Here is a 26,008-nt window from a genome sequence, read left to right on the forward strand (position 1 = left end):
TTAAGCCTTCGAGCTAGATTGCCCTGGGCTGTCAGCATAAAATCAAGTACTGCTAACTACCGATGAAAATCGCTGGAGAACTGGGTAATATGGCACAAAATCCCCTGGCTAGACAGCGCATCATGAGTCAAAAACTAAAAGCGGACCTTTATGCAGAGTATCAACAAGCGTTTGACCGATGCACAGTACGGTCAGAGTCTTTAGGGTTAGCGCAGGGGGTGACTAATCGATTGGTGGCTTTGCGATCGCACTATGATGCTGTGGAAAAATCAACCACTGTGCCCTGGTGGTTTGCTGGCATTTTGCATTACAAAGAATGGAATTTCCGCGAGCCTGCCCTCTTTGAAAAGAAAGTGGCAGAAGTTCTCATTGACAAAAAATATCACCAAGCAACTACCCGCACTGTAGCCGCCTATCTCTGGGGATTTGACCTTTGGAATGGCTTTCAAGATGGTTCAGGTAACCAGTCCACTTGGGTGTGGGGCAGCACCAATGTCCTGGCAAAGAAGACCCCTGAAATGGGGGCAGCCGGAATTTTAAAGCGCTTGCAGCAACAGGGGCTCGTTAAGGTTAATGCAACGGCTCCAGTAGCAGCTAAAGCGTCAGCAACTAAGAGTACCCAGCCTGCCCCCGCCAAAGCACCCGCAAAGCCTGCACCCGCAAAACCCGCCCCTAAGCCTGCCAAGAAAGGTAAAAAGCTGCCGGTCATGTACTTTTCCCAGCGTGACAACGCGGCCCAAGCGCATCGGACGTGTAATACCGCCAGCTGTTGGATGGGCGCACTCTACATGAAAACGGCCCTCTGGGAAGAATGTGGCGAAGACCAAAATGCAGACCTCAATTTCTACTTACCTAAAGTAGAAACCTACGGAGACACTACGGATCATGGCGCTCAGACTAGAGCACTGTCAAGCCTGGGGGTGGAGTCGGCATGGCACACTACGCTTTCCATGAATGATGTCAAAAAAGAACTTGATGCAGGTCGTCCGGTCGTTTTAGGTGTGTTGCACAAGGGGCCTGTCAGTAGCCCCCGTGGTGGTGGTCACATGATTTTGGCAGTGGGCTACGACGACAGTGGCATGTTTATCCACGACCCCTATGGAGAGATGGACTTGGTGAATGGTGGCTATCCTGGTTCGACCGATGGGTCCTATCGCCACTACAGCTATAAAAATTTAGGTGCTCGTTTTGAGGTTGAAGGCCCTGGGAGCGGTTGGGGGCGTCTATTCAAAGGGAGCCGTGCGTAATAATTATGGCTACCGTTGCAGCTCGATCACCGCTTATCCATCCAACTGACCATAAAATTCACCAACCCAGGGTAAGCTAGCCAAATCTTCAAAAGCGACCTGCCGCTCTTGCTCTAGTTCAGCGATCCGCTTTTTCTCGGCATAGCTTTGCTTTTGATAGTAGGCGCATTCATCAGGCTGAGTTTCTAAGTCGGTTTCTTCCCACAGTTTTAGAAAATAGCGATACCGCTTTTCGCATAGGGTCTTCTCCATGCAGGCCACGGATGCTCGAATAATTAGAGGGGCACGGAGAATATCACGCTGCGTCTTTTCATCGAGATAAAGCAGGTGATGGACCTGGGAAAGGGGGCCGGTGGATTCTGAGGCTAAATTGCGGAGCTGCTCCAGTAGGCGCATGGGAGATGTGTCAGGTTGCGCCTCATCGGCGGTCTGCCACTGCATCATCATGCGCCAGAGGGCACGATGATGGGAAAAACTCAGTTGCAAATCCCGTTCTTCCAGAGCCTGTTTAACCGCTTGGCGATTTTTCGGCATGTGAATGTAGACCCGTAAAAGCCACCCTTCTGCTTCTTCCAGCGCACTCTTTTTAATGGCGACTTTAAACTTTTGAGGTGCGTCGTCTGGGGAGCGTCGCTGACGGCGTACCTGGGCTAAAAAGTTTTCGGCCAGCAGGGGCACTAGTCGCGCATCACCCTGGCTAAAGATTTCGGCGCAGTGGCGAATATAGTGGGTGCGAGTATCGGCATTGGCAATGTCGGCCAGCAGTTTGACGATATCCTGGGATGCTTTTTGAAACTGGTCGGCCTGTTTCAGGTCTACATTTTGTAGGGTTTGTTGGATTTGCCAGTCGAGCCACAGCGGAGCGGCATCAACTAAGGCATTGTATTCATCAGCGACATGGGTTTTCAGGTAGTCATCGGGATCCTTGCCATCAGGAATATTTAGAATGCGTAGCTGCACATCACCTCGGTGAGCCATTTCAGTAACTTCACCAATCGCTCGCTGTGCTGCCTTAACCCCGGCAGCATCAGCATCAAAATTAAAAATGATTTGCTTTGATTCGGTGTAGCGCAGTAACTGTCTCACCTGTCCGGCATTAAGGGCAGTCCCCAAAGAGGCCACAGTATTCGTGATCCCTGCCGCGTGGAGGGCAACCACATCGAAATAGCCTTCGACAACAATGGCGCGGTCTTGCTTTGCGATCGCCCCCTTTGCCTTATCCAACCCGTACAGAGTTTTACTCTTATCAAACAGCTCGGTCTCCGGTGAGTTTAAGTACTTGGGTTTTTCATCCCCAAGACAGCGTCCCCCAAAACCAATAATGCGTCCGTTGGGATCATGGATGGGGACCATGACCCGATTGCGAAAACGGTCATAGTAACCCGTACCTCTTTTATTAGGTAAAATCAGACCGGCCTGTTCCACCAGTTTGACTGAATAGTTTTTTTGTTCCACCAGATAACCATAGAGGGGTTGCCAGCCATCGGGGGCATAGCCAAAGGTGAAGTGCTTGAGAATGTCATCACTAAATTGGCGTTGCGATCGCAAATAGGCCAATGCCTCCTGCCCAGCACTCTGATATAGGGCGTGTTCGTAAAATTTAGCGGTCACTGTCAGAATTTCAAACAGCTGTTCCCGCAGGGTGACTTTGCGTTGATACTCTTGTTGTTTGGCAGGTTCTAAGGTTTTGACAGGGACCTGATACCGTCGCGCCAGGTCCAAGACGACTTCCGCAAACGATTGCTGCCCCAATTCCATCAAAAACTTGAAAGCATTTCCCCCAGCGCCACAGCTAAAACAGTAATAAAACTGTTTCGAAGGACTGACACTGAAACTAGGGGACTTATCATCATGAAACGGACAGAGGCCCGTAAAGTCTTTGCCTTGCTTTTTGAGCACCACATGTTCGGACACCACATCAACGATGTCCACTCGCTGGCGCACATCATCGATGGTATCTGGGTGTATGCGGGGAGAACCCATGGAGCTCCAGGTGGCTATGTTAGCCTAACCATCATAGGATCAATCATAGCGAGCAAGCTGTAGGGCAAACCAAGTTAGAAGTATGCAAGCTTATTCACTTAATTGAACCAAGCTCACACAATCTTTAATCAGGTCTTCAAAATATAGATATTACATAAATGAAGCCTATCCAGCTATTGAAAAAACTACGTATATATGGATATATTCGTGGTTACATATCCGAAAATTTACGAAGGTCCGTAAAGTAGGAGTACCATCCTAGACTTTAGGAGCTGTAGGCAGTACCAACTGTTTCCAATTGGGTTCTAGCTTCTTATTGGAAATGTTGTTAAGTAATGGATTCAATATCCAGCGGACTTAGTCCTCTCGATTGTCTGTATCCATTTTTACGTAACAGCATAATAGAAACGTTAAAAATTAGTCCCTAGTGAGGTCATAACTCGTAGGGCTTATTTTGGTTTTGTGTTTTCGGTGTGATTGTCCGTTTTTAACAACATTCGAGCATAGAAGAGTTTCGATGAACATCTTGATGCTTGCTCCACATCCCTTTTACCAGGCAAGGGGTACCCCTATCGCAGTTGACCTTGTGCTGAGAGTTCTCTCAAGTCGTGGTGAAAACATTGATGTTATTACATTTGCCGAAGGCAAGGATGTGTACTACACAAATGTGAGAATCCATCGCACCCCATCATTCAGGTTCACTCGAAATATTCGTCCTGGATTTTCTGGAAAAAAGTTGCTCTGCGACGTTTTTGTATTCATCAAGGCAGTTAAATTGGCTAGGACTGGGCGGTATGACCTTGTCCATGCGGGTGAAGAAGCTGTTTTTATTGCGTTATTTATAAAGAAAGTCTTTGGTATTCCGTACGTTTACGATATGGATTCCTCCCTTGTAGGTCAGCTAATTGATAAGTACCCCAGGTTACGGTTTTTCCAGACCTTGCTGCGTGCATTTGAGGGGACGGCTGTGAAAAATGCAGAGGCTGTTATTCCTGTTTGTCGGGCATTGGCTACTGAGGTGCAGCGCTACAGCCCGAACAAGAAAGTTGTTGTAATTCCTGATATCTCACTGCTACATCAGTCTCGCTAGAGCTGATTTGCTTGTGTTTGCTTGTGTTTGCTTGTGTTTGCTTCTATCAAAAAAGGGGATTTACCAATGCAGTTAACTCAGTTAAGAAAGACCTATAAAATCACAGGCCCCCTGTTAATGTATGTGGGCAACCTGGAACGATATCAGGGGATCAATTTACTTTTAGATAGCTTTAAGCTAGCTGTAGCTCAGATGGATGAAGTCCATCTGGTCGTTATTGGTGGTGTGTCTGAGCATATTGAGCACTATCAGCAATATGCTCGAAAGTTAGGGATTGACGCTTGCGTACACTTTATTGGTAAGCGCCCCGTAGAAGATTTGGCGTACTACTTATCTCAGGCTGATATTCTGGTTTCTCCCCGTACCCAGGGTAATAATACGCCTATGAAGTTATATTCCTACCTGGATAGCGGTAAGGCTTTATTGGCGACTAATTTACCCACCCATACTCAGGTGCTTAACCATCAGGTGGCTAGACTTGCAGCGCCTGAAGCCCAGGACTTTTCCCAAGGAATGTTGCACTTGATGCAAGATCAAGAGTTGAGGGAGCAGCTGGGAATTAAAGCTCAAGCCCTGATTGCAAAGCAACATACCTATGAGGCATTTTCCGATAAATTGACTGGGCTATATGACTGGCTGCAGACTCAATTATTAGGTGAAATTCAACCCTCTAATCTTTCCAATAGCTACTAAGAGGGTCCTCTGGTTAAGAGAGTCTCTGGTCAGTAACTCAACTAGGTTGATTTGAGGCTCACAGCAGCACGGGCACAATTATGCAGAGAAACTTACAGGCATTATCCAATCAATCGTTTGACCTTTTGGTTCTCGGGGGTGGAATTCAGGGTGCCTGTGTTGCTTGGGAGGCCACATTACGGGGTTTGTCAGTTGCTTTAATTGACAAGTCTGATTTTGGGGCAGCCACATCGGCCAACAGTCTAAAGATCATTCATGGTGGGTTGCGCTATTTGCAAACTGCCGATTTTAGACGCATGCGGCAATCTATTCGAGAACGGCAGACGTTGATGCGTATTGCCCCCCACTTGGTTCATCCCTTGCCGATTTTAGTGCCTACCTATGGGCATGGTCTGAAGGGGAAAGAGGCCATGGTTGTTGCATTGAAGCTCAATGATTTAATTAGTTGCGATCGCAACCAACACTTGAGCGATCCCCAAAAGTATATCCCTCCGGGTCGGGTTCTTTCTCGGCAATGGTGTCAGCAACAAGTACCCGAGATTACAACACAGGGATTAACGGGCGCAGCCACCTTCCACGATGCCCAAGTTTATAATTCTGAACGCTTGACATTAGCTTTTATCCAATCAGCCGTTCAGCAAGGAGCCACTGTTGCGAACTATGTCAAAGCAACGGATTTTTTACAGACCGGGGATCGGATTCAAGGCATTGTTGCCCAAGATGCGTTCACCCATGAATCATTTGATGTTCGAGCCAAAGCCGTTATCAATACCAGCGGACCTTGGCTGAACCAGGTCTTAGCACGATTGCCTAAGCCTCCATCTCCCCAGGCATTTGCTAAGGCTTGGAATGTGGTGCTGCGTCGACCGCTGTTGAAGACGCCCTACGCCATTGCCTTGCAAAGTTTACCTGAAGGCATGGGTACCCAAAAGACACAGCAAAAATCTCGGATGCTATTTGTAGCACCTTGGCGTGGCACATCCATGATCGGCACACTATACAGTGTATGTGACGAGTCACCCGATAGTTGGCATGTGGACGAAGCGGAAATCCAAAGCCTGCTGCGACAGATTAACCAAGCCTACCGACCTGCTCAACTGACTAGAGAGGATGTGGCCTTTGTCCATGGTGGGTTACTGCCACAAATAGGCCTTTCTAGCAGTGGTGAACCTCGGCTGGCAAAACGCTACTGTATTCGGGACCATGCCGCTGAGGGCTATGGAGGCCTGTTATCGGTGACCGGTGTTAAATACACCACCTCACGAGACGTGGCCCAAAAGGTTGTGGATTATTTATTCCGTACCTGGGAGCAGACACCCCCACCCTCACGTTCAGCCAGTACAACACTGGTAGGTGGATCCATTGAAAATATTGAAGACTTTATTCAACAGATTCTTGAACAAGACCATAGTCAGCTAAATCCCTCTGAAGTGCGGCATCTTGTCTACAACTATGGTTGTGTTTACTCGGATATCTTTAGAGGTCAAAGCGCAGACTCAACCCAAGCGATTGTCGCTCAAGTTCGTCATGCCGTACAGACAGAAATGGCTCAAACATTAAAGGATGTGATTTTCCGCCGCACTGATCTGGGATCGGCTGGTGTCCCTAGTGATGCCATGATTCGTCTTTGTGGAGAAACGATGGCTCAAGAGCTAGGTTGGAGCTATGCTCAAACCCAAGCAGAAATCGCAGATCTAATGTCTGGAGATAAAACGTCTAGTCGAGATGTTGTCACCGTGTAGCTGTGTTCAAAACCTGATCTGTTGCTTTATTTATCTTTTATTTAACTAACCTATGCCATCTCCTATTGCCCATTCCGTCTCTGGTTATGCCATCGCCAGAGGGCTGGAGTTTCCTAAAGTTCATAGCGTTTTACCCCTGGCGTTATATGCGGTCTTTGTTGCGATCGCAGCAGATTTTGATTTTCTGCCCAAAATTGTGGCTGGGATCAATACCCATCGCGGCTTTACCCACAGTCTGATCTTTGCGCTTATATTTAGCTTGATGGTGAGCAAATTAGCCAGCAATAGGACTGCTATTAAGTACCTCAGAATCTTTGCCCTCACCCTGGTTATCTACTGTTCTCACCTGGTTCTAGATTTTTTTACCCAAGGAGGCTCAGGTATCCCGTTACTGTGGCCTGTTAGTGATCAGATGTTTCAGTCCGCCGTCCCTTTGTTTCCAGCGGTGCACCATTCCCATGGTCTATTCAATTCCATCCACCTCTTCTTTCTGACGTTTGAGCTTACCTATACGGTTCTTTTATTGTGGGGATTATCTCAGTGGAAATCATTTAGGCAGCAGCAAAAACATAAGACATCCCGCCTTGAACAGTAACTATTACATGATGCGATTGAGCTAGAACAGCCAAATCCTTCTGAGCACTGATTAATCCTATGACCTCTCTAACCAACGCTGAAGTCAATAGAGCCAACCCTCAAACTTTCCCCTCAACCAGCAGTCAGCCTATTCTGATTGACACCCATGTTCATATTTATGACTGCTTTAATATCGATACATTCCTAGACTCAGCCTGGCAAAATTTTTACAGTCAGACTGGGCATCAAGCTGGGTTTACTGGTGTGCTCTTGCTGACGGAGAGTAAATCTCACAACTGGTTTCAGTCCCTAGTGACACATGTGGGTGAATCTTCCCATCGCTGGACCTTTCATGCGACCGCAGAAACCTTGTCTTTGCGAGCTACTGATACTCAAGGTAGAACCCTTTATCTGGTGGCGGGTCGACAAATTGTTACGGCTGAAAAGTTAGAAGTGGCGGCGTTAATTTGCGATCGCACCTTCCCCGATGGGTTATCGACCCAAGCCACTATTGAAGCCATTCAAGCGGCTGGAGGCATTGCTGTACTGCCCTGGGGAGTGGGCAAATGGGTTGGTAAACGAGGAAATTTAATTACCCATCTGCTCCAACAGAAATCCCTATCCCCCCTATTTCTGGGAGATAACAGTGGGCGACCTCAATTTTGGCTAAGGCCTCCTTATTTCTCGCAAGTAGAGCAGCAAGGACGCTCCGTTTTGCTGGGTACGGATCCGTTGCCCTTGAGTTTAGAAGTTTCTCGCCCAGGTAGATATGGTCTCATGCGATTGGGAGAATTTGATGGCCACAAACCGGGGCATTACATAAAATCGAGTTTGCTCAATCCAGCCGTGAGCTGGCAACCCTACGGTAGCCTAGAGACACCCTGGCACTTTATGCGCAATCAAATTGCTCTCAGGGTGGGGGGCCTAAGGGGAGTACCCCTTAGGGGGAGAGTCCAGCCATCTCCATCCCCACCCATGGCACCTCAAAACACACTAGCTCCTGGCGGTTTTCCTGAAACTGCCGATATCGAAACATCCTCTGAGGACTATGCTTCTCGTTTTGCTGGAGCCATTGGTGAGTGGCTATTACAGGTACAAGAAGCGGCCACCTTAAAAATGTTGGCCGCTTACCCAGGGGCGAAGGTGCTAGATGTGGGCGGTGGTCACGGTCAGTTGACCAAAGTCCTGATAGAGCAAGGATATGACGTGACTGTGCTGGGGAGTGCCGAGATCTGCAAGGCCAGACTTCAGACCTATCTTGACCAGAGGCAGTGCGCCTTTCAGGTAGGCAATGTGCTGGATATGCCTTACTCAGATAATGCCTTTGATGTGGTGATTAGCTATCGCTTTTTGGCCCATGTGACCCAGTGGCAGCAGTTTCTCAGGGAGCTTATCAGAGTGGCTGGTAAGGCTGTTATTGTGGACTATCCGACGGTGCGTAGTGTAAATGCGATCGCACCCGCCCTCTTCAAATTCAAAAAAGGGTTAGAAGGCAATACCCGTCCCTTTGTTTGTTATCACGAACAAGAAATTATTGACCACTGCGAGTCTATCGGCTGGCACCCAAGTCAACGCTATGCTCAATTCTTTTGGCCGATGGTGCTTCATCGTACATTAGGGAAGCCAAAAGCCTCTTCGCTATTAGAGCAAGCACCCCGACTGCTAGGGTTAACGCGATTATTGGGTTCACCTGTGATTGCTAAATTTCAGAAGCGTTAGAGGGTTCAGGTAATCTTTTGACTGATTAAACTCGCATATTCAAACCTATATGGAAAGCACTCAGTACCAACTGCCATCTGGGAGTCGAGCCCTGGTTACAGGGGCCACTGGTTTTACCGGTTCAAATTTGGTAAAAAAACTCCTACAACAGGGGGTAGAGGTTGTTGCCATTGCCCGTAAAACTTCCAACCTTAAGCCCTTTGAAGGCTTGCCAGTCACATGGTTTCAAGGCGATGTTTTTGACCCAGACTTAGTTACTGCCGCCACCCAAAATGTGAACTATATCTTTCACATGGTGACCCCCTTTCGGGAAGCAAAGTCACCAGACATTGGCTATCACAATGTCCATGTTTTGAGCACTCAGCTCCTGGCAAAAGCGGCCTTAGAACAGCCAGACTTCCGTCGCTTTGTTCATGTGTCCACCATTGGCGTCCATGGTCATGTGGATGAGCCGCCTGGTGACGAGAACTGTCCCCTAAAACCAGGAGATATTTATCAAGAAACCAAGCTAGAAGGTGAAATCTGGATTAGGGACTTTGGTCAACAATCAGGCTTGCCCATGACTGTGGTGCGTCCAGCGGGCATCTATGGACCTGGAGAAAAGCGACTACTAAAGATTTACAAGATGGTGATGCAGGGCTGGGTGCCTGCCATTGGCAATGGTAGTAATCTGTTGCACTTTGTCCATGTGGATGATTTAACTAATTTCTTTATTCACGCTGCAACTCACCCCCAGGCTATTGGTGAAGTGTTTATTTGTGGCAGTCAACAAGCTATTACCTTTCGAGAGATGGTCGGCTTAATTGGCAACTACTATCGAGTCTCTGCAAGATTTCTCAGCTTACCAGCCAGCCCATTATTTGCCCTGGCCGATCTGTGTGAACTCATCTTTCGTCCGTTAGGGATAGAGCCACCAATCTATCGGCGGCGTTTAGCTTTCTACACCAAAGATCGGTCTTTTAATACCAGCAAAATGCAAACACTGTTGAATTTTGCCCCCAGTCATCAAGATAAAGATGGGTTAATCGAACTGGCTCAATGGTACCTGGATAACGGTTGGCTAACCCATAGGCATCCAAAACAAAGAGCGTAATCTAACCGCAGCTTTGACATTGAACTTGATAGTGAACTATTTATCCAAAAGTTAGCCATGATATCTTCCCAACATCAAAATCAAGGTCAAAAACGAATTGACAAGACACCCTTGAGTGAACAATTAAATCAAGGGAACGGTTCTGCATTGGCAAAATATCAGGCTAAGGTTCTAGGTAACACAAAACTATTACCTTTTCTTACCTATGAGGTATTCACATTCTTCCTCAGCGATCTGCCAGGCACCTTAGGCTATCTGCTCAGGAAAAAACTCTATCCGATGCTCTTTAAAGACATTGGTGGAGGGGCTATTTTTGGAAAAGGGATCGCCCTGCGTTGTCCTGGTCGAATAACGCTTGGGCAAGGTGTCGCCATTGATGATTATGGGTTACTAGATGCTAGCGGTGCCACAGCAGGCATTACCTTAGGGGATAATGTGATTGTGTCTCGTAACTGTGTGATTCAAAGTAAAACCGCTGCTATCACGATTGGTAACAATACAGATATTGGCTGTAACACCATTATTTCCTCTAGCGGTGGCATCTCCATTGGTGAATCTGTTTTGATTGCGGGTAATTGCTACATCGGTGGAGGACGCTACATTACCGATCGGCTGGATTTGCCCATGATGCAACAAGGTGTATATACCAAAGGTGCTGTCAAGATCGGTGATGATGTGTGGTTAGGAGCAGGAGCCATTGTGCTAGATGGCGTTCAAATTGGTAAGGGCTGTATTGTCGGTGCGGGTGCTGTTGTCACTAAAAACCTGCCCGACTATACCGTGGCTACTGGTGTACCTGCTAAGGCGGTGCGTCAGCGCTCCGAGTGATGGTGTTTTTCGTTTTCATTGTTGCTACTGCTTTATAAAGATCTAGCCAAATGACTAACAAGCAAAGCATTATCAATAATCTGTCCCCATCTGGAGCCCCGAGCCACACTACTGTTGAATCTCCTGTTTTTATTTTTGGCTGTCCTCGCTCAGGAACATCCCTACTGAGTCGACTGATTGGGAGTCATCCCAGAATTGCCATACCTTTTGAATCTCATCTTTATAATACCTTTTACCCCTGGCTCAAATATTACGGAGATCTGGGTCAGCTGAAAAATCGTGAGCGCTTGGTGGATGACATTCTTGCAACTGAGGTTATGCGAGATTGGGCACCTCGTCTTAGCCGTCAAGAGGTACTAGCAACCATATCCCAGTATAACTTTCATGGAATTGTGGACGGCATTCTACGAACGTGGACCCAGGCCCAGGGTAAACAGCGTTGGGGAGAAAAGACGCCTGCACATCTTTTTTATTGGCGTGAAATTTTGAGTGCGTTCCCCAAGATGCAAGTTTTACATATTGTGCGGGATGGTCGGGACGTAGCTCTGTCCTGGGAAAAAGCACGCTTTGGTCCCAAGCATATGTATCCACTGGCCCAAAAATGGAAGCAACATCTTGAAATTGCTTCTGTCCTTAAAACAGAACTGGATAATGGCTCTTTTTTGGATGTGAAATACGAAGAACTCTTGCAAAAACCCGAAAGTGTTGTGCGTAAGATCTGCACTTTTCTAAATGAAGAGTTTTCTCCTGAAATGCTTTCCTTTTATAAAACAGATACAGCTTATCCCACAGATCGTAATAATCAGAAAAATCTGTCTAAACCACCGCTAGTTAGTAACATTGGCAAATGGCGGCTTGAAATGACAGCGCGACAGCTCCATATTTTTGAAGCAGTGGCTGGGACTACCCTTGAACAGTATGGCTATACACCACAACTAAGCCAGCCGCGTGTATCAGCTCTAGAAGCCATGCGATTTCGATTTCTGGAGCATCCACCTCGAAAGATCCTGGCTATGTTGAAAAATAGGAAAGGTCATACTGATGGTCTGCGCAGGCTGCAGATTTATGCCCGTCTCAGATTAGGGTTATAGCAATATCATAGGAAATTTTTTCTAGTTAACCACGGGAGATAGGGCTTGGCTCAGATAAATACCACTTTTAATAAGCTGATTAAGGGCGCTGGGTTATCCTTCCTGGGCCAAGTTATCAGTACTGGTTTGAAGTATCTGACTCAAGTGCTGCTCGCTTGGTTAATGGGTGCAGAGGTCTTTGGACTGTATACCTTAGGTATTATTATCTATCAATTGGGAGAACTGTTTCCCAGGATGGGTCTAGAAACAGGCGCAATTCGCTACGTTTCAATTCATCACGATCAACACGATCAGAGACGACTGAAAGGTGTGTTGCTCCAGGCTCTGGGCTTTCCCTTGATCAGTGGGCTCGTTTTTGGGGCAGCTCTATTTTTGGTTGCTGAGCCTGTTGCTCAGATTGTTTTTGGACAGCCCGAGCTTGTGCCTGCCCTACAGGCTTTTGCGGTAGCGCTTCCATTTGGAGCTAGCATGACAGCTGGTGTCTTTGCCACCACTGGATTTCAGACAGCCACTTACAAGGTTTTTATTTGGGAAGTCTTACTGCCATTACTAAATTTGGTGTTGGCGATCGCCTTATTTTATATGGGCTGGGGACTTCGAGGCGCTGCTATGGCATGGACGTTAGCACTCATTGTTTCGCTGCTAGCCACTCTCAGTGTTTTGCAAAGACTTTGCCCTGTTCTTTTCAAACAACGGCCTCGTCCTATTTTTGAGAGCAAAAAGCTATTAGCTGTTTCTATCCCACTGTCATTGGGGAGTTTTCTGTGGCTGATTATGCTGTGGACGGATATTCTGATGCTGGGATATTTTCGCCCGCCCGCTGAGGTTGGTATTTATCGAGCCGCATCCCAGACAGCATTGCTAATGACGCTGTTCACCCGATCGCTAGTAACTATCTTCACCCCGATGATTGCCAACCTTTACAGCAGCGGCAAACTAGAGGAGTTGGATAAGCTTTTTTGCGTGGCTTCTCGGTGGAGTTTTTCGTTGACACTGCCTCTCTTTTTGAGCGTAGCAGTGATTGGCGAAGATATTCTAAAAGTATTTGGTCAAGAATTTGGAATTGGCTGGCTGCCCCTGATTATTCTTGCTGCTGGCCAATTGGCAAGGGCTGGTCCTGGAGGATTTTCTATGCACATTTTATCCATGTCAGGCCATCAAAATCTCAAACTCATGGGAGATATTGTATTAGCCATCACTAATATTGGCCTGAACATGTTTATGATTCCTCGATGGGGTCTGATGGGAGCAGCGGTAGCTACAGGCATCAGCATTCTGGGAGTTAACCTGTTGCGTGTCTTGCAAGTGTATTCTGTGTTAAAAATACATGGGTTTCAGTGGGGATATCTTAAGGTGATTACTGCGGGAGGTATTTCTCTATTATGCGGTATTGGCATCAACGCTGGACTTGCAGGGTGGTCCACTTTAACAAGAGTGAGCTGCACTTTAGGCATAATTGTGACCCTTTATACAGCATTGGTGCTGACGTTCGGTCTGGAAAGTAGCGATCGCACAATGCTTAACCAACTGCAACAAAAGCTAGGCTTTAGTAAATAGTTGTTAGCGTTATTTTCTTGACAAAAGTTAGTGAGTTTAGCTGCTGATATATGCCGTAAAGCTGTCTGAGTTTACGGTTAGAATCTCTGTAGAACATGTGCAAGTGTGGAGAAACCATAAACCTCTCAATTACTTGTAAAGATTACGTAAAACGTACATGTTTCTCAGTAGAGATACGCATCTCCTAGGTATTCTATAAGCAGGATGATGATGGTCAGTCAGTAACAGTGTCTCTGTTTTATTAAGTACTGACCTGGTGATATTTAAATCAATATTTGACCTTTTTGCTTCTGGACTAGGGCAAAAAGGGCTGTCTTTTATTGTGATTTCTGTAGCTACTCGGCTTTTCTATTTTCGTTACTCAATGAGTTTCCTGGATATTCTCAATTTATTTTTAGACTGCGGTTATATCATTCGCTAAGTTTGAGGATTTACACTATGGTCTCTTCGGTTTCTGTGCATCCCAATGTCCTGTCGAACAATTTTTTGTCTGAGCAACCGGCAGTATCTGAGGAGACCCTATATCTGTCTGTAGTCATTCCCATTTATAACGAATTTGACAACCTGCCTACGCTCATTGGGCAAGTCTCAACCGTCCTAGATCAAGAAGCATATAGCTATGAAATTATTTGTATTGATGATGGGTCTAAAGACGGCTCAACTCAACGGTTAAAAGATCTTTCCCAAACCCATGGGCAACTGCGCGCCATTATCTTTCGCCGCAACTATGGACAAACGGCGGCCATGGCGGCTGGGTTTGAATATGCCCAAGGTCAAATAGTTATTACTTTAGATGGCGACCTACAAAACGATCCACAAGATATTCCTCGACTATTAGAGAAGATGAAAGAGGGATATGACCTCGTAAGTGGTTGGCGTAAACAGAGACAGGATGCCGCCTTAACACGCCTTCTCCCTTCAAAAATTGCTAATTCGTTAATTGCGAAGGTGACAGGCGTTAAGCTCCATGATTATGGTTGTTCTCTCAAAGCCTATCGAGCTGAACTAGTTTCAGATCTGAAGCTGTATGGAGAATTGCACCGTTTTTTGCCTGCATTAGCATTTATTGAAGGTGCCAGAATCACAGAAATTCCCGTACGGCATCATCCACGCCGTTTCGGGCAGAGTAAATATGGCTTAGGCAGAACATTTCGAGTCATGATGGATCTGCTCACCGTCTATTTTATGAAAACCTTCTTGACCCGTCCCATGCATGTATTTGGGGTTTTGGGGATGACATCATTGTCAGTTGGGTCTTTTTTGGCCATCTATCTCGTATTTCTTAAATTTATTCTCAACCAGGCCATTGGTGATCGTCCTCTGCTGATGTTGGCTGTGGTTTTATTTCTCTCAGGTATACAGCTATTCTGTTTTGGGCTACTGGGTGAATTGCTGATGAGAACATATCATGAGTCTCAGAATAAGCCCATTTATCGTATTCGCGATAAGGTTAGCTTCTAATTTTTTGTGGCTATTGTGTTGACTAATCAACACTTTCCCAACATTCTACTTAGGGGATTGGTTCAATTTGAGCATGATTTCGAAGAACAGCGTGTCAGACATCTCAATCATTCTGTTTAGGGGAGATATTTAGATGAAGCTTGATCAAATCAGCCCTGTCGAGAAGACCTATCAGAATACTAGGCCTAATATTCAGCAATGGTTGCCGATCACGCTATTGATGCTCCTAGCGACAGTTCTATATTTTTATCGCATTAATGCAGAGGGGCTGTGGCTGGATGAGCTCAGTAGTATCGAAGATTCTCAGCTACCGGCCATCCAATCTGGTAGAAACTTGTTAAGGCCGCTTTACTACATATTGCTGACGGGATGGAAACAGTTTGGCAGTAGTGATGCCTGGTTGCGTAGTCTGTCGGTGGTTTTTGCGATCGCATCCATCTTTTTAATCTACCGATTAGGATCTCGGCTTTTAGGAAAAGTAGAAGGGGTGGCAGCAGCAGCTTTTTTAGCCTTTTCTCCCTTATTTATTAACCACGTCCAAGAAGTCAGAATGTATGTGCTATCTGCCTGTTTGGGGATAGCGGGCACATGGTATTTGGCTAAAGCCCTGATGGAAGAACCCACAGATAAAACAGGGGCTCCCAGCCATGTATCCCTGGCTGCCTGGTGTATATTTCGTTGGTTGGCAATTTTGGCTGTGCCGCTCAATGTGGTGCTATTGTTGCCCGATGTTGTCATCTATGGTTTGCGCTTCCGCCAGCAGCGGGCTGCATTGATCCGCTTTGCAGGCTGGCTAGTCTTGATACTTGTCTTGTGGTCGCCCTTTGTTTTATCTGTTTTTCAAGCCATTGCTCCAGACTCTACCTATGCATCACACCATCCTGGGCGCAATCCTCCAGGGTTAAGCAATGTGGTACGCACCCTGAAGTTCTGGACGGTGTGGCCATTTTCAGTGCAGAGTGATGCGATCGCATCTTCGTTTTATAGGTTCTTCACCTTTCTATTAGCAGGATTGATTGGTCTAGCCCTTTTCCAAAAGCATAAGTCCCCCCAGGTTTTGTGGGCAGCTGCCTGGTTTGCCTTGCCATTGCTGCCGATTTTAGCCTTTTCTTATATATCGATCCCGATTTGGGTCAATCGCTATCTTGTTTTTGTTAGTCCTTACCTATTTCTCCTGTTAGCGGCTGGGTTGAGCCGACTATGGCGACAGTGGCGGCTTGCAGCCATAGTTGTCAGCCTGGCTTATCTAATCGCCGTAAGCGGCGGATTGGTGCGCTATTACACTGTGCAAGATCGACCTGATTATAAGTTTATTGTTGAAACCATTGAACAATATGAGCAACCTGAAGATGTGGTTGTGTGGTCTCTCTTTGCTCGAAAGCTCGTCTTGAACCATTACTACCAAGGGTCTTTAGAGATCTATTCAAATAAGAGTCGTGGCGTCAAAAGTGAGGCTGAAATCGGCCAGTGGTTGGATAATTTTCCAGATGCGCCGACTCGACTATGGCTGGTTTTAAAGGTGAAGGAGCAAGACTATCCCAACTTTGAGCAGCAAATTAAAGCACAATACAATGTAGAAGAGACTTTCGCATATGAACAAGGCTCTAAAGTATTATTACTGACCCAACGCTAGCTTACTTTGGAGCTTGCCCTGTTGAAAAGGCAAGAGAAAAAAGTACAACATATTTTTCTATAAAAAACGGTAGAGATCCAAGCCAATAATCTCTACCGCCTTTTGTCAAGGAAGCATCCTAAAGGAAGCACCCTGAATGTCCTGTCATATCAAATCCGAATCCATTAAACCCAATTAAAATGGACAACCCTGTAGGGGCACTCCCTTGTGCGGTTCGGCTGAGCTCACCGTCGAAGCCATGCCCTACGATACCGAGCACTATCAGTCAGGATTGCCTAGAAGATCGGTGTCCGAGTGATTTAGAACTCGTTTACGGCACAGGCGGCCAAATTGGTTTCGATTTGCTGTAGCTGTTCTGGGGTAAGAACCTGAAGCACAGCCTGTTCATATTCTGCTTCTGCGGCTTCAATACTGGCTGCTTGCTCAGCGTTGGGCTCTGGCATGGTAGCCTCTACTTCGGCGTCTAGCTGTTCTTCAAGCACTTCAACCTGCTGCTGTTGCTCAGGTGTCAAAATGCTCTGAAAGTTGCGATCGTATTCTTCTGCGATCATGTCTAATGCTGCCTCCTGATCTGCTGAGAGGGCAGGATCCTCTTCTATTTCTAGCTCAGGAGCGACGCTAGCGACGCTTTCGTCAACCCAGGCATTGAGCTGACCCACTTGCTGTTCCTGTTCAGGTGACAACATTGATGAGACTTGCTGTTCGAAAGTTTGTTCCAGTTGTTCCAATTGCGCCTCTGACTCAGGCGTGGCAGGCATAATGGACTCAATTCTATCGTCCAACTGCTCTTCTAATGCTAGCAATTGCACCTGTTGGTCCTCGCTCAGTTCAATCCCCTCGAACTCGTCTGGACAGACCAATTCCTCAGCTTGCACTTGACGAACTAAAGGCATTGCCACAAGTGAGAGTGCGCCTAGTAAAACAGACAAAGTTTTAAGTTTCATAATCTTTTGGAAATTAAGATTTCCTTGAGGCTACGTCACCCACTCTAAAAAACAGTTTGGAAGAATCTAGGGAATAATTCGGGTAGAAATCGGTTAGTGGCTGTAACCCCTATGATTGCTTTAATCGATAGCCCACTCCATGCACGGTTTCAATGAAATCTGCGGGAGCACCGGCTTTTTTCAACTTTTGGCGTAGGCTTTTCAGGTGGGATTTGACGGTTTCTTCGTCAGGCAGTGCATTGGTTGCCCAGCACTGATCAATCAAGACGGATCGACTTAAGACTCGTCGGCCACTGCGTAAAAAGAGTTCCAGGAGGCTGAATTCTTTGGGTGTTAGTTGGAGAGGAGAGCCATCGTAAAACACTTCATGGGTGACTGAGTCGAGCTGGGCCTGTCCCCACACCAGCATTGTGCCAGTGTCATTCAAAGTGCCACGCCGCAATAACGCCCGTAATCGGGCCAGCAACTCCAGTAAGTCAAAGGGTTTAACCACATAGTCATCTGCCCCGGCATCTAAGCCAGCAACTTTATCAGTGTTGGTATCGCGAGCGGTCAACATCAGGATTGGCAAACGTCTGCCCGTTTCTCGTAGCCGTCGACATAAGTGGATGCCGTTGATTTTGGGTAGCATGACATCCAGTACCATCAAGTCATAGGTTAAGTCAGTTGCCTGAATCCAACCCATTTCTCCATCCGTTACCCAGTCCACTACGTACCCTTCATCGGTGAGTGCTTCATTCAATCCCTCACCTAGCTGTAGGTCATCTTCGACTAAGAGAATGCGCATGGGAAAATGTTGCCAGTGAATTACTCGGCGTTGCTGATCCTTGGTACGAATAAGCTGTGAGGTTCAGAGTCATCACAGCTCCGACGGGATGTCCCCAATCAACAACGACCCTTACTCTGACTATAACGACGGTTAAATCGCGCTGTCTAGATTATGGTGGATCCTGCAAGCTTAAGTTTCAAGGTAGGGGTCTGCCCCCTTCTGTCCGATGAATCGTTCTCGCACTCAGCAATGGCTAACAGTAGGATTTGGTGTTGCGATCGCAACGCTACTAGGGACTGCCTTGCTGGCGCGTAATGCAATTGTCGGTCGAGTTAATCCATCTGACTGGGTGGCGGTGGAGGGGAATGAATATGCCTATTTGAATGGCTTGTTAGTTGCGATCGCAGAAGCGGAAGCCAGTCATCGTTCTTATCTTAATACAGGTGAGGAAGAAGCCTTAGAACGCTATCAAACAAAGCTGGAACTGATTAATAGTTATGTTGAAGAGCTAGATGCAGAGCATGAAAATTTAGAAGACACAGAGGCCGCCTTTGAAGAAGATTTAGTGTATCGAGAAGCCTTAGAACGGTTACGGGTTGCCACTGAAACCCACATTCAAATTTTAGAAGATGGCATTGAACAATACGACAATGGACAACTGGACCTAACCGCGCAACTAGACATTGCCCAGCAAAGCAGTGAAGTTCGCGTTGATGCCCATCTGGCGATGCAGGCATTGTTAGACGAGGGCAGCGCCGCACTACAGTGGGAAATGGCAGACACCAGCGTCAGCATCAATAATGATCTTTGGTTGACAGGGTTGGTAGCTGGCTTTGGTGTGATTCTCCTGAGCATTTTGTACGGCTGGCTGATGCAAACCCTAAAGCAGCACCAGCAAACCCTGTTAACACAGCAACGAGAAACAGAGGCGCTCACCCATAAGCTTCAAGCTAAAACAAATGCCTTACAAAATACAGAAGAGATTTTAACCACTGAGCTTAACCGTCGCCAGGAAATCGAAACCACCTATAAAGAGATTGAACAAGCCAAGGAATTAACCGATCTAAAACTTAATTTCTTCTCCCTGGCCTCCCATGAGCTAAGAACTCCCTTGAGCGCCATTTTAGTCTCTGCACAATTGTTAGATAACCGCAATGTAGCCTGGTCTGAAGAGAAACGTTCCCGTAATCTTAGACGCATTCAGTCTGCCGCGAAGACCATGGCACAGCTGTTGTCCGATATTTTGCTACTGACCCGAGCTGAAGCAGGCAAGCTAGAATTTAACCCTCAAACGATTGATTTACAATCTTTTTGCGAACACCTGGTCGAGGAAGTCAAATTTAATACCCAGTCGCAGCACCATATTTTAGTACAGCAAAAAGGGACCTATGACGAAGCCTTTCTAGATGAGAGATTATTACGCGCTATGTTGATGAGCCTATTGACCAATGCCATCAAATATTCACCCCCAGAAAGTGAAATTCAACTTAATATTTGGGGTGAACACAGTCGAACTCGGTTTCAAGTCAGCGATCAAGGTATTGGCGTTCCAGCCGCCGACCAGCAACACTTATTTGACTCCTTCCATCGTGGTCAAAACGTAAAATCATTGTCTGGCAGTGGCTTAGGACTAGCCGTTGTCAAAAAATGTTTAGAACTCCACGGCGGCAAAATTGAAGTAGAAAGTCAGGTAGGCGTTGGCACAACCTTTTCTGTAGATATGCCCTGGGTAGAAGATAGCGAACAGCTATCTGACATGGTCCCATCATCGCCAGAGTATAACAGTTAAAAGACGTCTATCGTAAAGCCAATCTAGTGACGGATACTGAACCTTAATAATCGACTTAGCCGTAACCTTCTCCCAACCCAAAATAGTTGCCATAAACGACTACCCTGTCGGGGGGTGTGGGGGAGTTTAGGCCCCCACGAACAGGAGGGTTTCAGGGAGGAAAGCCCTGAGCAGCCCCATCACCCCATTTATCAGTATTTTGACAAGATGGCTCAAACAAAAATCACTATGAAGCAAAGAATTTGATAGAACGACGCGATACTCTCCAACATCGTTGTCTAACCCACTGTAAGCAGCACTTTAAAGTCTTAATAATGCCTAACTTAGGCAACAGCCAATTCCTCTGCAAATTCACCCTTACAAACTCCAACTCTTGCCCAAACCGCTCTCCCGGTTCAGGCCAAATATCCCTAGGCGGCTCCTCACCAAACAATTGCCTATAGCTAGCCAACGTACGCGAATACCAATCCAAAAACTTGTCATGCTCAACACCTCCTCCCTGAGTTGGTTCATGGTGCAACGACATTTGTAAAACATTGGGACAAAAATCCTCCCAATATGAGCGCGTGTAGGTGAGATGTAAATGCCACACCTGATCCACCTGGTCAGACGGTGTTACCGGATGTCCAGCAACGACCGCCAAAAACGCAAATCTCTTATACTCTTCAATTACTCTGCACGTGTACTTAAATGACCAACAATTTTCCTGGGCGAGACGCTGACTAAACGAAAACTGTACACCTGGTTGATCTAGAGCATAGATCTGAAGCCGTTTATAAAGCTCTGCTTGTTGAGAATTCATCCGTGGCTGTTGAGTTGTATGCATTAACCACCTCCTCCACAGCCACCGCCGCCGCAACCACTACTGCCACAGCCACTACTGCCACCGCTGCCACCACTGCCATCGCCACCATAGTAGCCACCCCACACAGTCGTATGGGACCTAGAAGCCGACTTACGAGGAATGGTTTGATTAAACCTGCGATCGTAGTTGCAATTTTGGCAGACGTGTCTGACTTCTCTTGTTCCTCGCCTAGATCGGGTTGATTTCTGCACAACTCGATTAGTTCGTTTCAGAGTCATCTGGCCACAATTGGGACAACGTTTTCTAATCGCTACAATGCTGCCAAAAACACCGAGCACAAAGATGCCTGGCACTGCCCAGCTAAAGAATGGAGCCCAAGATGACTGCTTGATGCTCCAATAATCTGTCTGGGCCTGTGGGATATTTAACGCGCTGGTGGGGAATTCGAGCCGAATATTCAAAAACTGTTGTGGTGCCAGAGGGCCACTGGTCACAAACTCATAGGTGGTGAGATTGAGTTTACGATCGCGACTCGCCACCCCTTCACCCTGAAAACTATTCACTTGATCGGCTAATATCTCTGGCACATGCAGCGTTACGTTACCGCGATTAATCGGAGCACTCCGCTCAGGAAAGAGTGCGTTCCAATAAAGCTGGCTACGGTTTCCTTTGACCTGAATACCCCCCACAACACGATATTGAAGTACAAACGTATGGGCGGCAGGAGCATTCAAGGAATGTTGCCAACGAATCCAATAATCATTATTGCGGCGACCCGTTTGAACCGTTAACGGTTCATTGTTTTCATAAACCGCCACATCTGCGATGCTATCAATCCCTTCTAAGGGAATATAGCGATAGCGTTCGTTGCTGTGGGGTTGGGTAAATACATACTTTTGAGTTTCTGTTACTAATAGGTCACCATCCGCTTCCAGGGTCATATCCACATCAATGGAATCCCAAAAAAACGGTGTGGCTGCCTGGGCCAGGCTGATACTAAAACAGAGAACACAGGTAAAGATGGTGGCGCATAATCCCCAACCCGCTCTTCGTTTAACGGCAATCATAAGCTCATTCCTCTTGGTGCATGACCTCAGATTAGGAGCGTTGATTGTTGGTTAGAGGCTATTGCTGGTTATGGATTAGGTTATGAAGTGTTGGGGAGTAGGTCTTGCCCTGAGACTGTCAAAGGGGTTTCAACCTGAATGTTGGGACTGATGGTGTATAGATGCATATCGCTGAAGACGATCGGGTAATATCATTCATAGTTCGTTGTCCTATCGATGGCTACAGAACAGCTTTTTGCCCAAGCGGCGGCACAGTGGAATCTAGATCAGCTTTATGGGGATTTGGCAAAAGCTAAGTCAGAACTAATGCCCCATAAGCGCTACGGGCTGACGGATTTAGAGAAAACGCGACTGCGGGGCCTACTGCTGAGGTATAGCCCAGCGGCAATCTCTGACCATGAGGGGATTGAAGCGCGTACGGTGGAAGTTGCCTTAAGCCAGGGGTTGTATCGTTATGTGGAGCAACTGACGGGTCGCGATCGCAATGCCCTAGAAAGCTGGCGTGACGTCGCCCATTGGCTCGAAGCAGCAGGTTACCGCACTACCCAAGTGGCCATTAACTGGGACCAAATGCCAGATGTTCCGGTCCTCTATGGTCGTCAGGTAGAGCTAGATCAGCTCCAACAATGGATGTTAGGCACATCAGCCTGCCGATTTGTATCCATTATTGGTCCCGTGGGGATGGGCAAAACATCCCTCGCCATTACCCTGGCCAAGGCAGTGCACACTCAGTTTGATGGGGTTATTTGGCAATCCCTGCGTCATCGACCTACCCTCGATAATGTTCTAGGTCAGTGGCTGAATGAACTACCGGACGATGTGATTCCCCATTCAGATGAATGGTATGACCAGCTCAGCGCTCTAATGGTTTACCTACAACAGCACCGTTGTCTGGTGGTACTCGATAACTTAGAAAGTATTCTCAGCAGCGGCAGTCTTGTCAGTGAGTATGCACCAGACTACAGCAACTATCGCGAGCTATTAAAGCGTCTGGGCGAACAGCCTCACCAGAGCTGTATCGTGGTCACCAGTCGCGAACGTAACCGCGAACTTGCCGGGTCAAGGGCCACCAATAGTCCTGTGCGTTATTTAGAATTAGGGGGGCTAAAGTACGATGATGGGGCGCAGCTCTTAACTGCAGAACGGCTACCCGCCTCAGGTAAGCCCCATTGGAAAGGCCTGATCAACCAGTATCGGGGGAATCCACTGATGCTGAGAATTGTCGCCATGACTATTCAGGAGTTGTTTGATGGCGATGTGGATCGCTTCCGCAGACATGGCAGAACCATGTTTGGCGATATTAAATATCTCATCGATCAGCAGTATGAGCGTCTGTCCGAAGCAGAACAAGATATTCTGGGGCAGCTGGCTGAAAAAGCAGAGCCCATGTCCATTGAAGACATCAAACATCCTGATGGACTCGCTGCCATCAGTGCTCTCCTAAGTAAATCCCTGATTGAAAAAAGCCCCGCTGGTTTTACCCTGATTCCCGTGGTGATGGAATATGTGCGTGAGCAGCTACCCTAAGACCCGATCGGACATTACCGTCCTGAATCACCCATGAGCTATTGCATTAACCCCCGGTGTGGCCATCGCGATAACCCCGACGGGCTGTCCCACTGTAAGTCGTGTCAAACGCCTTTATTGATAGAAGGTCGTTATCGCCTGCTGCGACCGCTGCGGGAGTTAGATGAATGGGAACCATCTGAGGTGTTTGAAATTGATGACCAGGGCCAGACAAAAGTGCTTAAGGTGCTCAAAAAGAAAATTTTGCAGCCCCTGTTTGAGCGCGAAGCTGCTACGTTGCAAACCCTGAAGCATCCGGGTATTCCTCAGGTAGACCCCGATGGCTATTTCTCGTTAGAGATTGAAGGGCGACAGCTGTATTGTTTGGTGATGGAGAATATCCAGGGGGTGAACCTGGATAAATGGTTACAGCAGCATGGCCCCATCGATCAAGCTCAGGCCATAGATTGGATCAGACAGCTGGTGGATCTGCTGGCTCAGCTCCATAAGGAAGAACTTTTTCACCGGGATATTAAGCTAGCCAACATTATGCTGCGTCCCACGGGTCAGCTGGCCCTGGTGGACTTTGGCACAGTCCGCCCCATGACCAGCACCTACTTTGCCAAAGTGGCCGGTCAGCGAGATATCACCAGTGTGGTATCACCGGGATATACCCCCCTGGAGCAGATCAATGGCCGTGCCGTGCCTCAGTCTGACTTTTACGCCCTGGGTCGCTCCTTTGTATATTTGCTAACTGGCAAACATCCCATTGATTTACCCGAAGATGACACCACTGGTCGGCTCACCTGGCTGGATCAGGCAGCTCAGCTAGATGCCTGGTTTGTCCAACTGCTGGATGACATGATGGCCCCCTTCCCAGGGCAGCGTCCCCTCAACGCCGAGGTCCTCCTGGCGCGGCTGAATAATCCGTCTCTAGTTCAGCAAACTAACGGCAACAGTGAGAAAACCAAAATTCGTTGGCTAATGGCCATCAACATAGGACTGTTGCTATTGCAACTGTTTGTGGGTTGGCAATGGTGGTCTGCACGTCAGCGCATGACTGAGCAAACCTTTAATCGCCCTGAGATACCGGGCGTAGCAATTTCTCCGTCTCAGCTTGGGCCCACTTCATAGCGGTTTCGGCAGATTGTTGTCCGCTTAAAACATCGCCCAGGGCTGTTTGCAAAATTTCTGAGGCGGCTCCGTATTCTTTGATAAAGGGACGAAATGTGGATGAATTTTCCAGGTAGTCCAGTAGCTGGGGCATTTGTGGGTATTTCGCCACAATTTCTGGGTCTTGGAATAGGCTGGCACGACTGGGCAAAAAGCCGGAGGCGAGGACAAATTGTTTTTGGGCGGCTGCACTGGTGAAGTACTTGATGGCTGTCCACGCTTCCTCAGGGTGGGCGGCATTTTGGGCAATGCCAAACCCCCAGCCGCCACGACAACCTATGCCAGGGGTGTTATTGAAAGCAAAGGGGAGTGCGATCGCAACCTTCCCAGCCAGGTCTGACTGCTGTATCTCTTCCCAAAAATAGGGCCAGCCCCTCAAAAATACGGTTTGTCCCTCCAAAAACCGTTGGAGCCCATCCTTTTCGGTGTAAGTAATCACCTCATCAGGTGAGATCCTCTGTTGAATCAGCTGTTTTAATAGGTTGGCCGATGCGATCGCTTGGGGCGTATCTAAGCCGACATTGTCCGTTTCTGGCTCAATCCATTGAGCCCCCAGACCATCCATGACCTCTGCAAAATTCGCGATTAAGCCTTCATAACGACTGCCCTGCCACAGGTAACCCGTATTGATAGAGGATTTAAGCGTGTCCACAGCCTGGGATAATTCATCCAGAGTTTGGGGCAACGTCATGCCTGCCTGTTTAAGCAGATCTTGGCGATAGTACAAAACCCCAACATCTGCCCGCATGGGTAAGCGATACAGGCTGTTATCTAGTTGCCCCGCTGCCACGTCACTGGCTAAAAAATCTGACAAATCTAGGTGGTCTTTCTGGACATAGGGGGTTAAATCCCGTAAATGCTCTGCAAACTGTAGTGGCCAGACGATATCCATATACACCAGGTCGTATTGGGCGACACTGGCTTGAAAATCAGCGGTGTAGATGGCTTTGCGCTGGTCCGTAGTGTAGCCAATCTCTAAATCGGTAACCAGGTGAATGCGAATATTGGGGTATTTCTTTTCAAAGCCAGTGATGACAGTTTCCCAAGGTTGCACCTCATCTTGGGGAACTACAAACGAAAGTTCTGTGGCGGGTGGTTTTGGCCAGGTCACCCCCCACAACAACAGACATAGCACCTGTGCCGCTATGGCCAGTATGAGCAGCTTAAACCATCGTTTTGTCAGGCTTTTAGAACGCACGTTAATACCATCAACCACATAGGCGTCTCTATCATAAGGGGATG

The 26,008-nt window shown here is 47.4% G+C and carries 21 protein-coding genes; 15 read left to right on the forward strand and 6 right to left on the reverse strand.

Going from position 1 to position 26,008, the window contains the following annotated elements:
• Positions 1-62: 62 nt before the first annotated feature.
• Complete coding sequence (locus QGP82_RS33520) at positions 63-1,247, forward strand: C39 family peptidase (protein ID WP_499062197.1); 1,185 nt, start codon at positions 63-65, stop codon at positions 1,245-1,247.
• 33 nt (positions 1,248-1,280) lie between these two features.
• Here QGP82_RS33520 and dnaG read toward each other — a convergent pair whose 3' ends face one another.
• On the reverse strand, positions 1,281-3,230 hold the full coding sequence (gene dnaG, locus QGP82_RS33525) for a DNA primase (RefSeq protein WP_499062198.1): 1,950 nt from the start codon (positions 3,228-3,230) through the stop codon (positions 1,281-1,283).
• Positions 3,231-3,747: 517 nt separating this feature from the next.
• Here dnaG and QGP82_RS33530 point away from each other — a divergent pair.
• The 11 genes from QGP82_RS33530 to QGP82_RS33580 all read left to right on the forward strand — a co-directional run bounded on the left by QGP82_RS33530 (position 3,748) and on the right by QGP82_RS33580 (position 16,713).
• Positions 3,748-4,320, forward strand: coding sequence for a glycosyltransferase (locus tag QGP82_RS33530; RefSeq protein WP_163663721.1), 573 nt, complete (start codon positions 3,748-3,750; stop codon positions 4,318-4,320).
• Between the two features lie 66 nt (positions 4,321-4,386).
• Positions 4,387-5,013, forward strand: a complete 627-nt coding sequence (locus QGP82_RS33535; RefSeq protein ID WP_163663723.1) for a glycosyltransferase — start codon at positions 4,387-4,389, stop codon at positions 5,011-5,013.
• Between the two features lie 80 nt (positions 5,014-5,093).
• A complete protein-coding gene (locus QGP82_RS33540) occupies positions 5,094-6,755 on the forward strand; it encodes a glycerol-3-phosphate dehydrogenase/oxidase (RefSeq protein WP_499062199.1) in 1,662 nt (553 codons plus the stop codon).
• A 52-nt stretch (positions 6,756-6,807) separates the two neighbouring features.
• Positions 6,808-7,350 (forward strand): metal-dependent hydrolase, encoded by a 543-nt coding sequence (locus tag QGP82_RS33545; protein WP_163663727.1) that lies wholly within the window; start codon positions 6,808-6,810, stop codon positions 7,348-7,350.
• A 59-nt stretch (positions 7,351-7,409) separates the two neighbouring features.
• The gene (locus QGP82_RS33550; RefSeq protein ID WP_499062200.1) at positions 7,410-9,050 is read left to right on the forward strand and encodes a class I SAM-dependent methyltransferase; all 1,641 of its coding nucleotides are present in this window, start codon (positions 7,410-7,412) and stop codon (positions 9,048-9,050) included.
• A 49-nt stretch (positions 9,051-9,099) separates the two neighbouring features.
• Positions 9,100-10,143, forward strand: coding sequence for an NAD-dependent epimerase/dehydratase family protein (locus tag QGP82_RS33555; protein WP_499062201.1), 1,044 nt, complete (start codon positions 9,100-9,102; stop codon positions 10,141-10,143).
• A gap of 57 nt (positions 10,144-10,200) precedes the next feature.
• A complete protein-coding gene (locus QGP82_RS33560) occupies positions 10,201-10,971 on the forward strand; it encodes an acyltransferase (RefSeq protein WP_499062202.1) in 771 nt (256 codons plus the stop codon).
• 50 nt (positions 10,972-11,021) lie between these two features.
• Entirely contained in the window at positions 11,022-12,062 is a 1,041-nt protein-coding gene (locus tag QGP82_RS33565) for a sulfotransferase family protein (protein ID WP_499062203.1), read from the forward strand.
• 45 nt (positions 12,063-12,107) lie between these two features.
• On the forward strand, positions 12,108-13,619 hold the full coding sequence (locus QGP82_RS33570; protein ID WP_163663735.1) for an oligosaccharide flippase family protein: 1,512 nt from the start codon (positions 12,108-12,110) through the stop codon (positions 13,617-13,619).
• Positions 13,620-14,057: 438 nt separating this feature from the next.
• Entirely contained in the window at positions 14,058-15,080 is a 1,023-nt protein-coding gene (locus QGP82_RS33575; RefSeq protein WP_499062204.1) for a glycosyltransferase family 2 protein, read from the forward strand.
• A gap of 133 nt (positions 15,081-15,213) precedes the next feature.
• Complete coding sequence (locus QGP82_RS33580) at positions 15,214-16,713, forward strand: glycosyltransferase family 39 protein (protein WP_499062205.1); 1,500 nt, start codon at positions 15,214-15,216, stop codon at positions 16,711-16,713.
• Between the two features lie 299 nt (positions 16,714-17,012).
• Here the strand turns inward: QGP82_RS33580 and QGP82_RS33585 are convergent, their stop codons facing one another.
• Positions 17,013-17,657 carry a hypothetical protein gene (locus QGP82_RS33585; protein WP_163697885.1) on the reverse strand — a complete coding sequence of 215 codons (645 nt, stop codon included), beginning with the start codon at positions 17,655-17,657 and terminating at the stop codon, positions 17,013-17,015.
• A 109-nt stretch (positions 17,658-17,766) separates the two neighbouring features.
• Positions 17,767-18,444: a response regulator transcription factor gene (locus QGP82_RS33590; protein WP_163663742.1), complete on the reverse strand. Its 678-nt coding sequence runs from the start codon at positions 18,442-18,444 to the stop codon at positions 17,767-17,769.
• Between the two features lie 208 nt (positions 18,445-18,652).
• Between QGP82_RS33590 and QGP82_RS33595 the strand changes: the two genes are divergently transcribed.
• The gene (locus QGP82_RS33595) at positions 18,653-20,215 is read left to right on the forward strand and encodes a sensor histidine kinase (RefSeq protein ID WP_499062206.1); all 1,563 of its coding nucleotides are present in this window, start codon (positions 18,653-18,655) and stop codon (positions 20,213-20,215) included.
• 226 nt (positions 20,216-20,441) lie between these two features.
• On the opposite strand, the gene QGP82_RS33600 is transcribed toward QGP82_RS33595, so the two are convergent.
• Positions 20,442-21,041 (reverse strand): glycine-rich domain-containing protein, encoded by a 600-nt coding sequence (locus tag QGP82_RS33600; protein WP_499062207.1) that lies wholly within the window; start codon positions 21,039-21,041, stop codon positions 20,442-20,444.
• On the reverse strand, positions 21,041-22,087 hold the full coding sequence (locus QGP82_RS33605; RefSeq protein ID WP_499062208.1) for a DUF2207 domain-containing protein: 1,047 nt from the start codon (positions 22,085-22,087) through the stop codon (positions 21,041-21,043). The genes QGP82_RS33600 and QGP82_RS33605 overlap by 1 nt, the downstream gene beginning before the upstream one ends.
• Positions 22,088-22,303: 216 nt before the next feature.
• Between QGP82_RS33605 and QGP82_RS33610 the strand changes: the two genes are divergently transcribed.
• Positions 22,304-23,614, forward strand: coding sequence for an NACHT domain-containing protein (locus QGP82_RS33610; RefSeq protein WP_499062209.1), 1,311 nt, complete (start codon positions 22,304-22,306; stop codon positions 23,612-23,614).
• 33 nt (positions 23,615-23,647) lie between these two features.
• Complete coding sequence (locus QGP82_RS33615) at positions 23,648-24,727, forward strand: serine/threonine protein kinase (RefSeq protein WP_499062210.1); 1,080 nt, start codon at positions 23,648-23,650, stop codon at positions 24,725-24,727.
• On the opposite strand, the gene QGP82_RS33620 is transcribed toward QGP82_RS33615, so the two are convergent.
• Positions 24,666-25,982: an extracellular solute-binding protein gene (locus tag QGP82_RS33620; RefSeq protein WP_163663754.1), complete on the reverse strand. Its 1,317-nt coding sequence runs from the start codon at positions 25,980-25,982 to the stop codon at positions 24,666-24,668. The genes QGP82_RS33615 and QGP82_RS33620 overlap by 62 nt on opposite strands.
• Positions 25,983-26,008 lie beyond the last annotated feature (26 nt).

Origin of the sequence: Leptothoe sp. LEGE 181152 (assembly GCF_032906605.1) — a bacterium.
Classification (GTDB): Bacteria; Cyanobacteriota; Cyanobacteriia; order Phormidesmidales; family Phormidesmidaceae; genus Leptothoe; species Leptothoe turfae.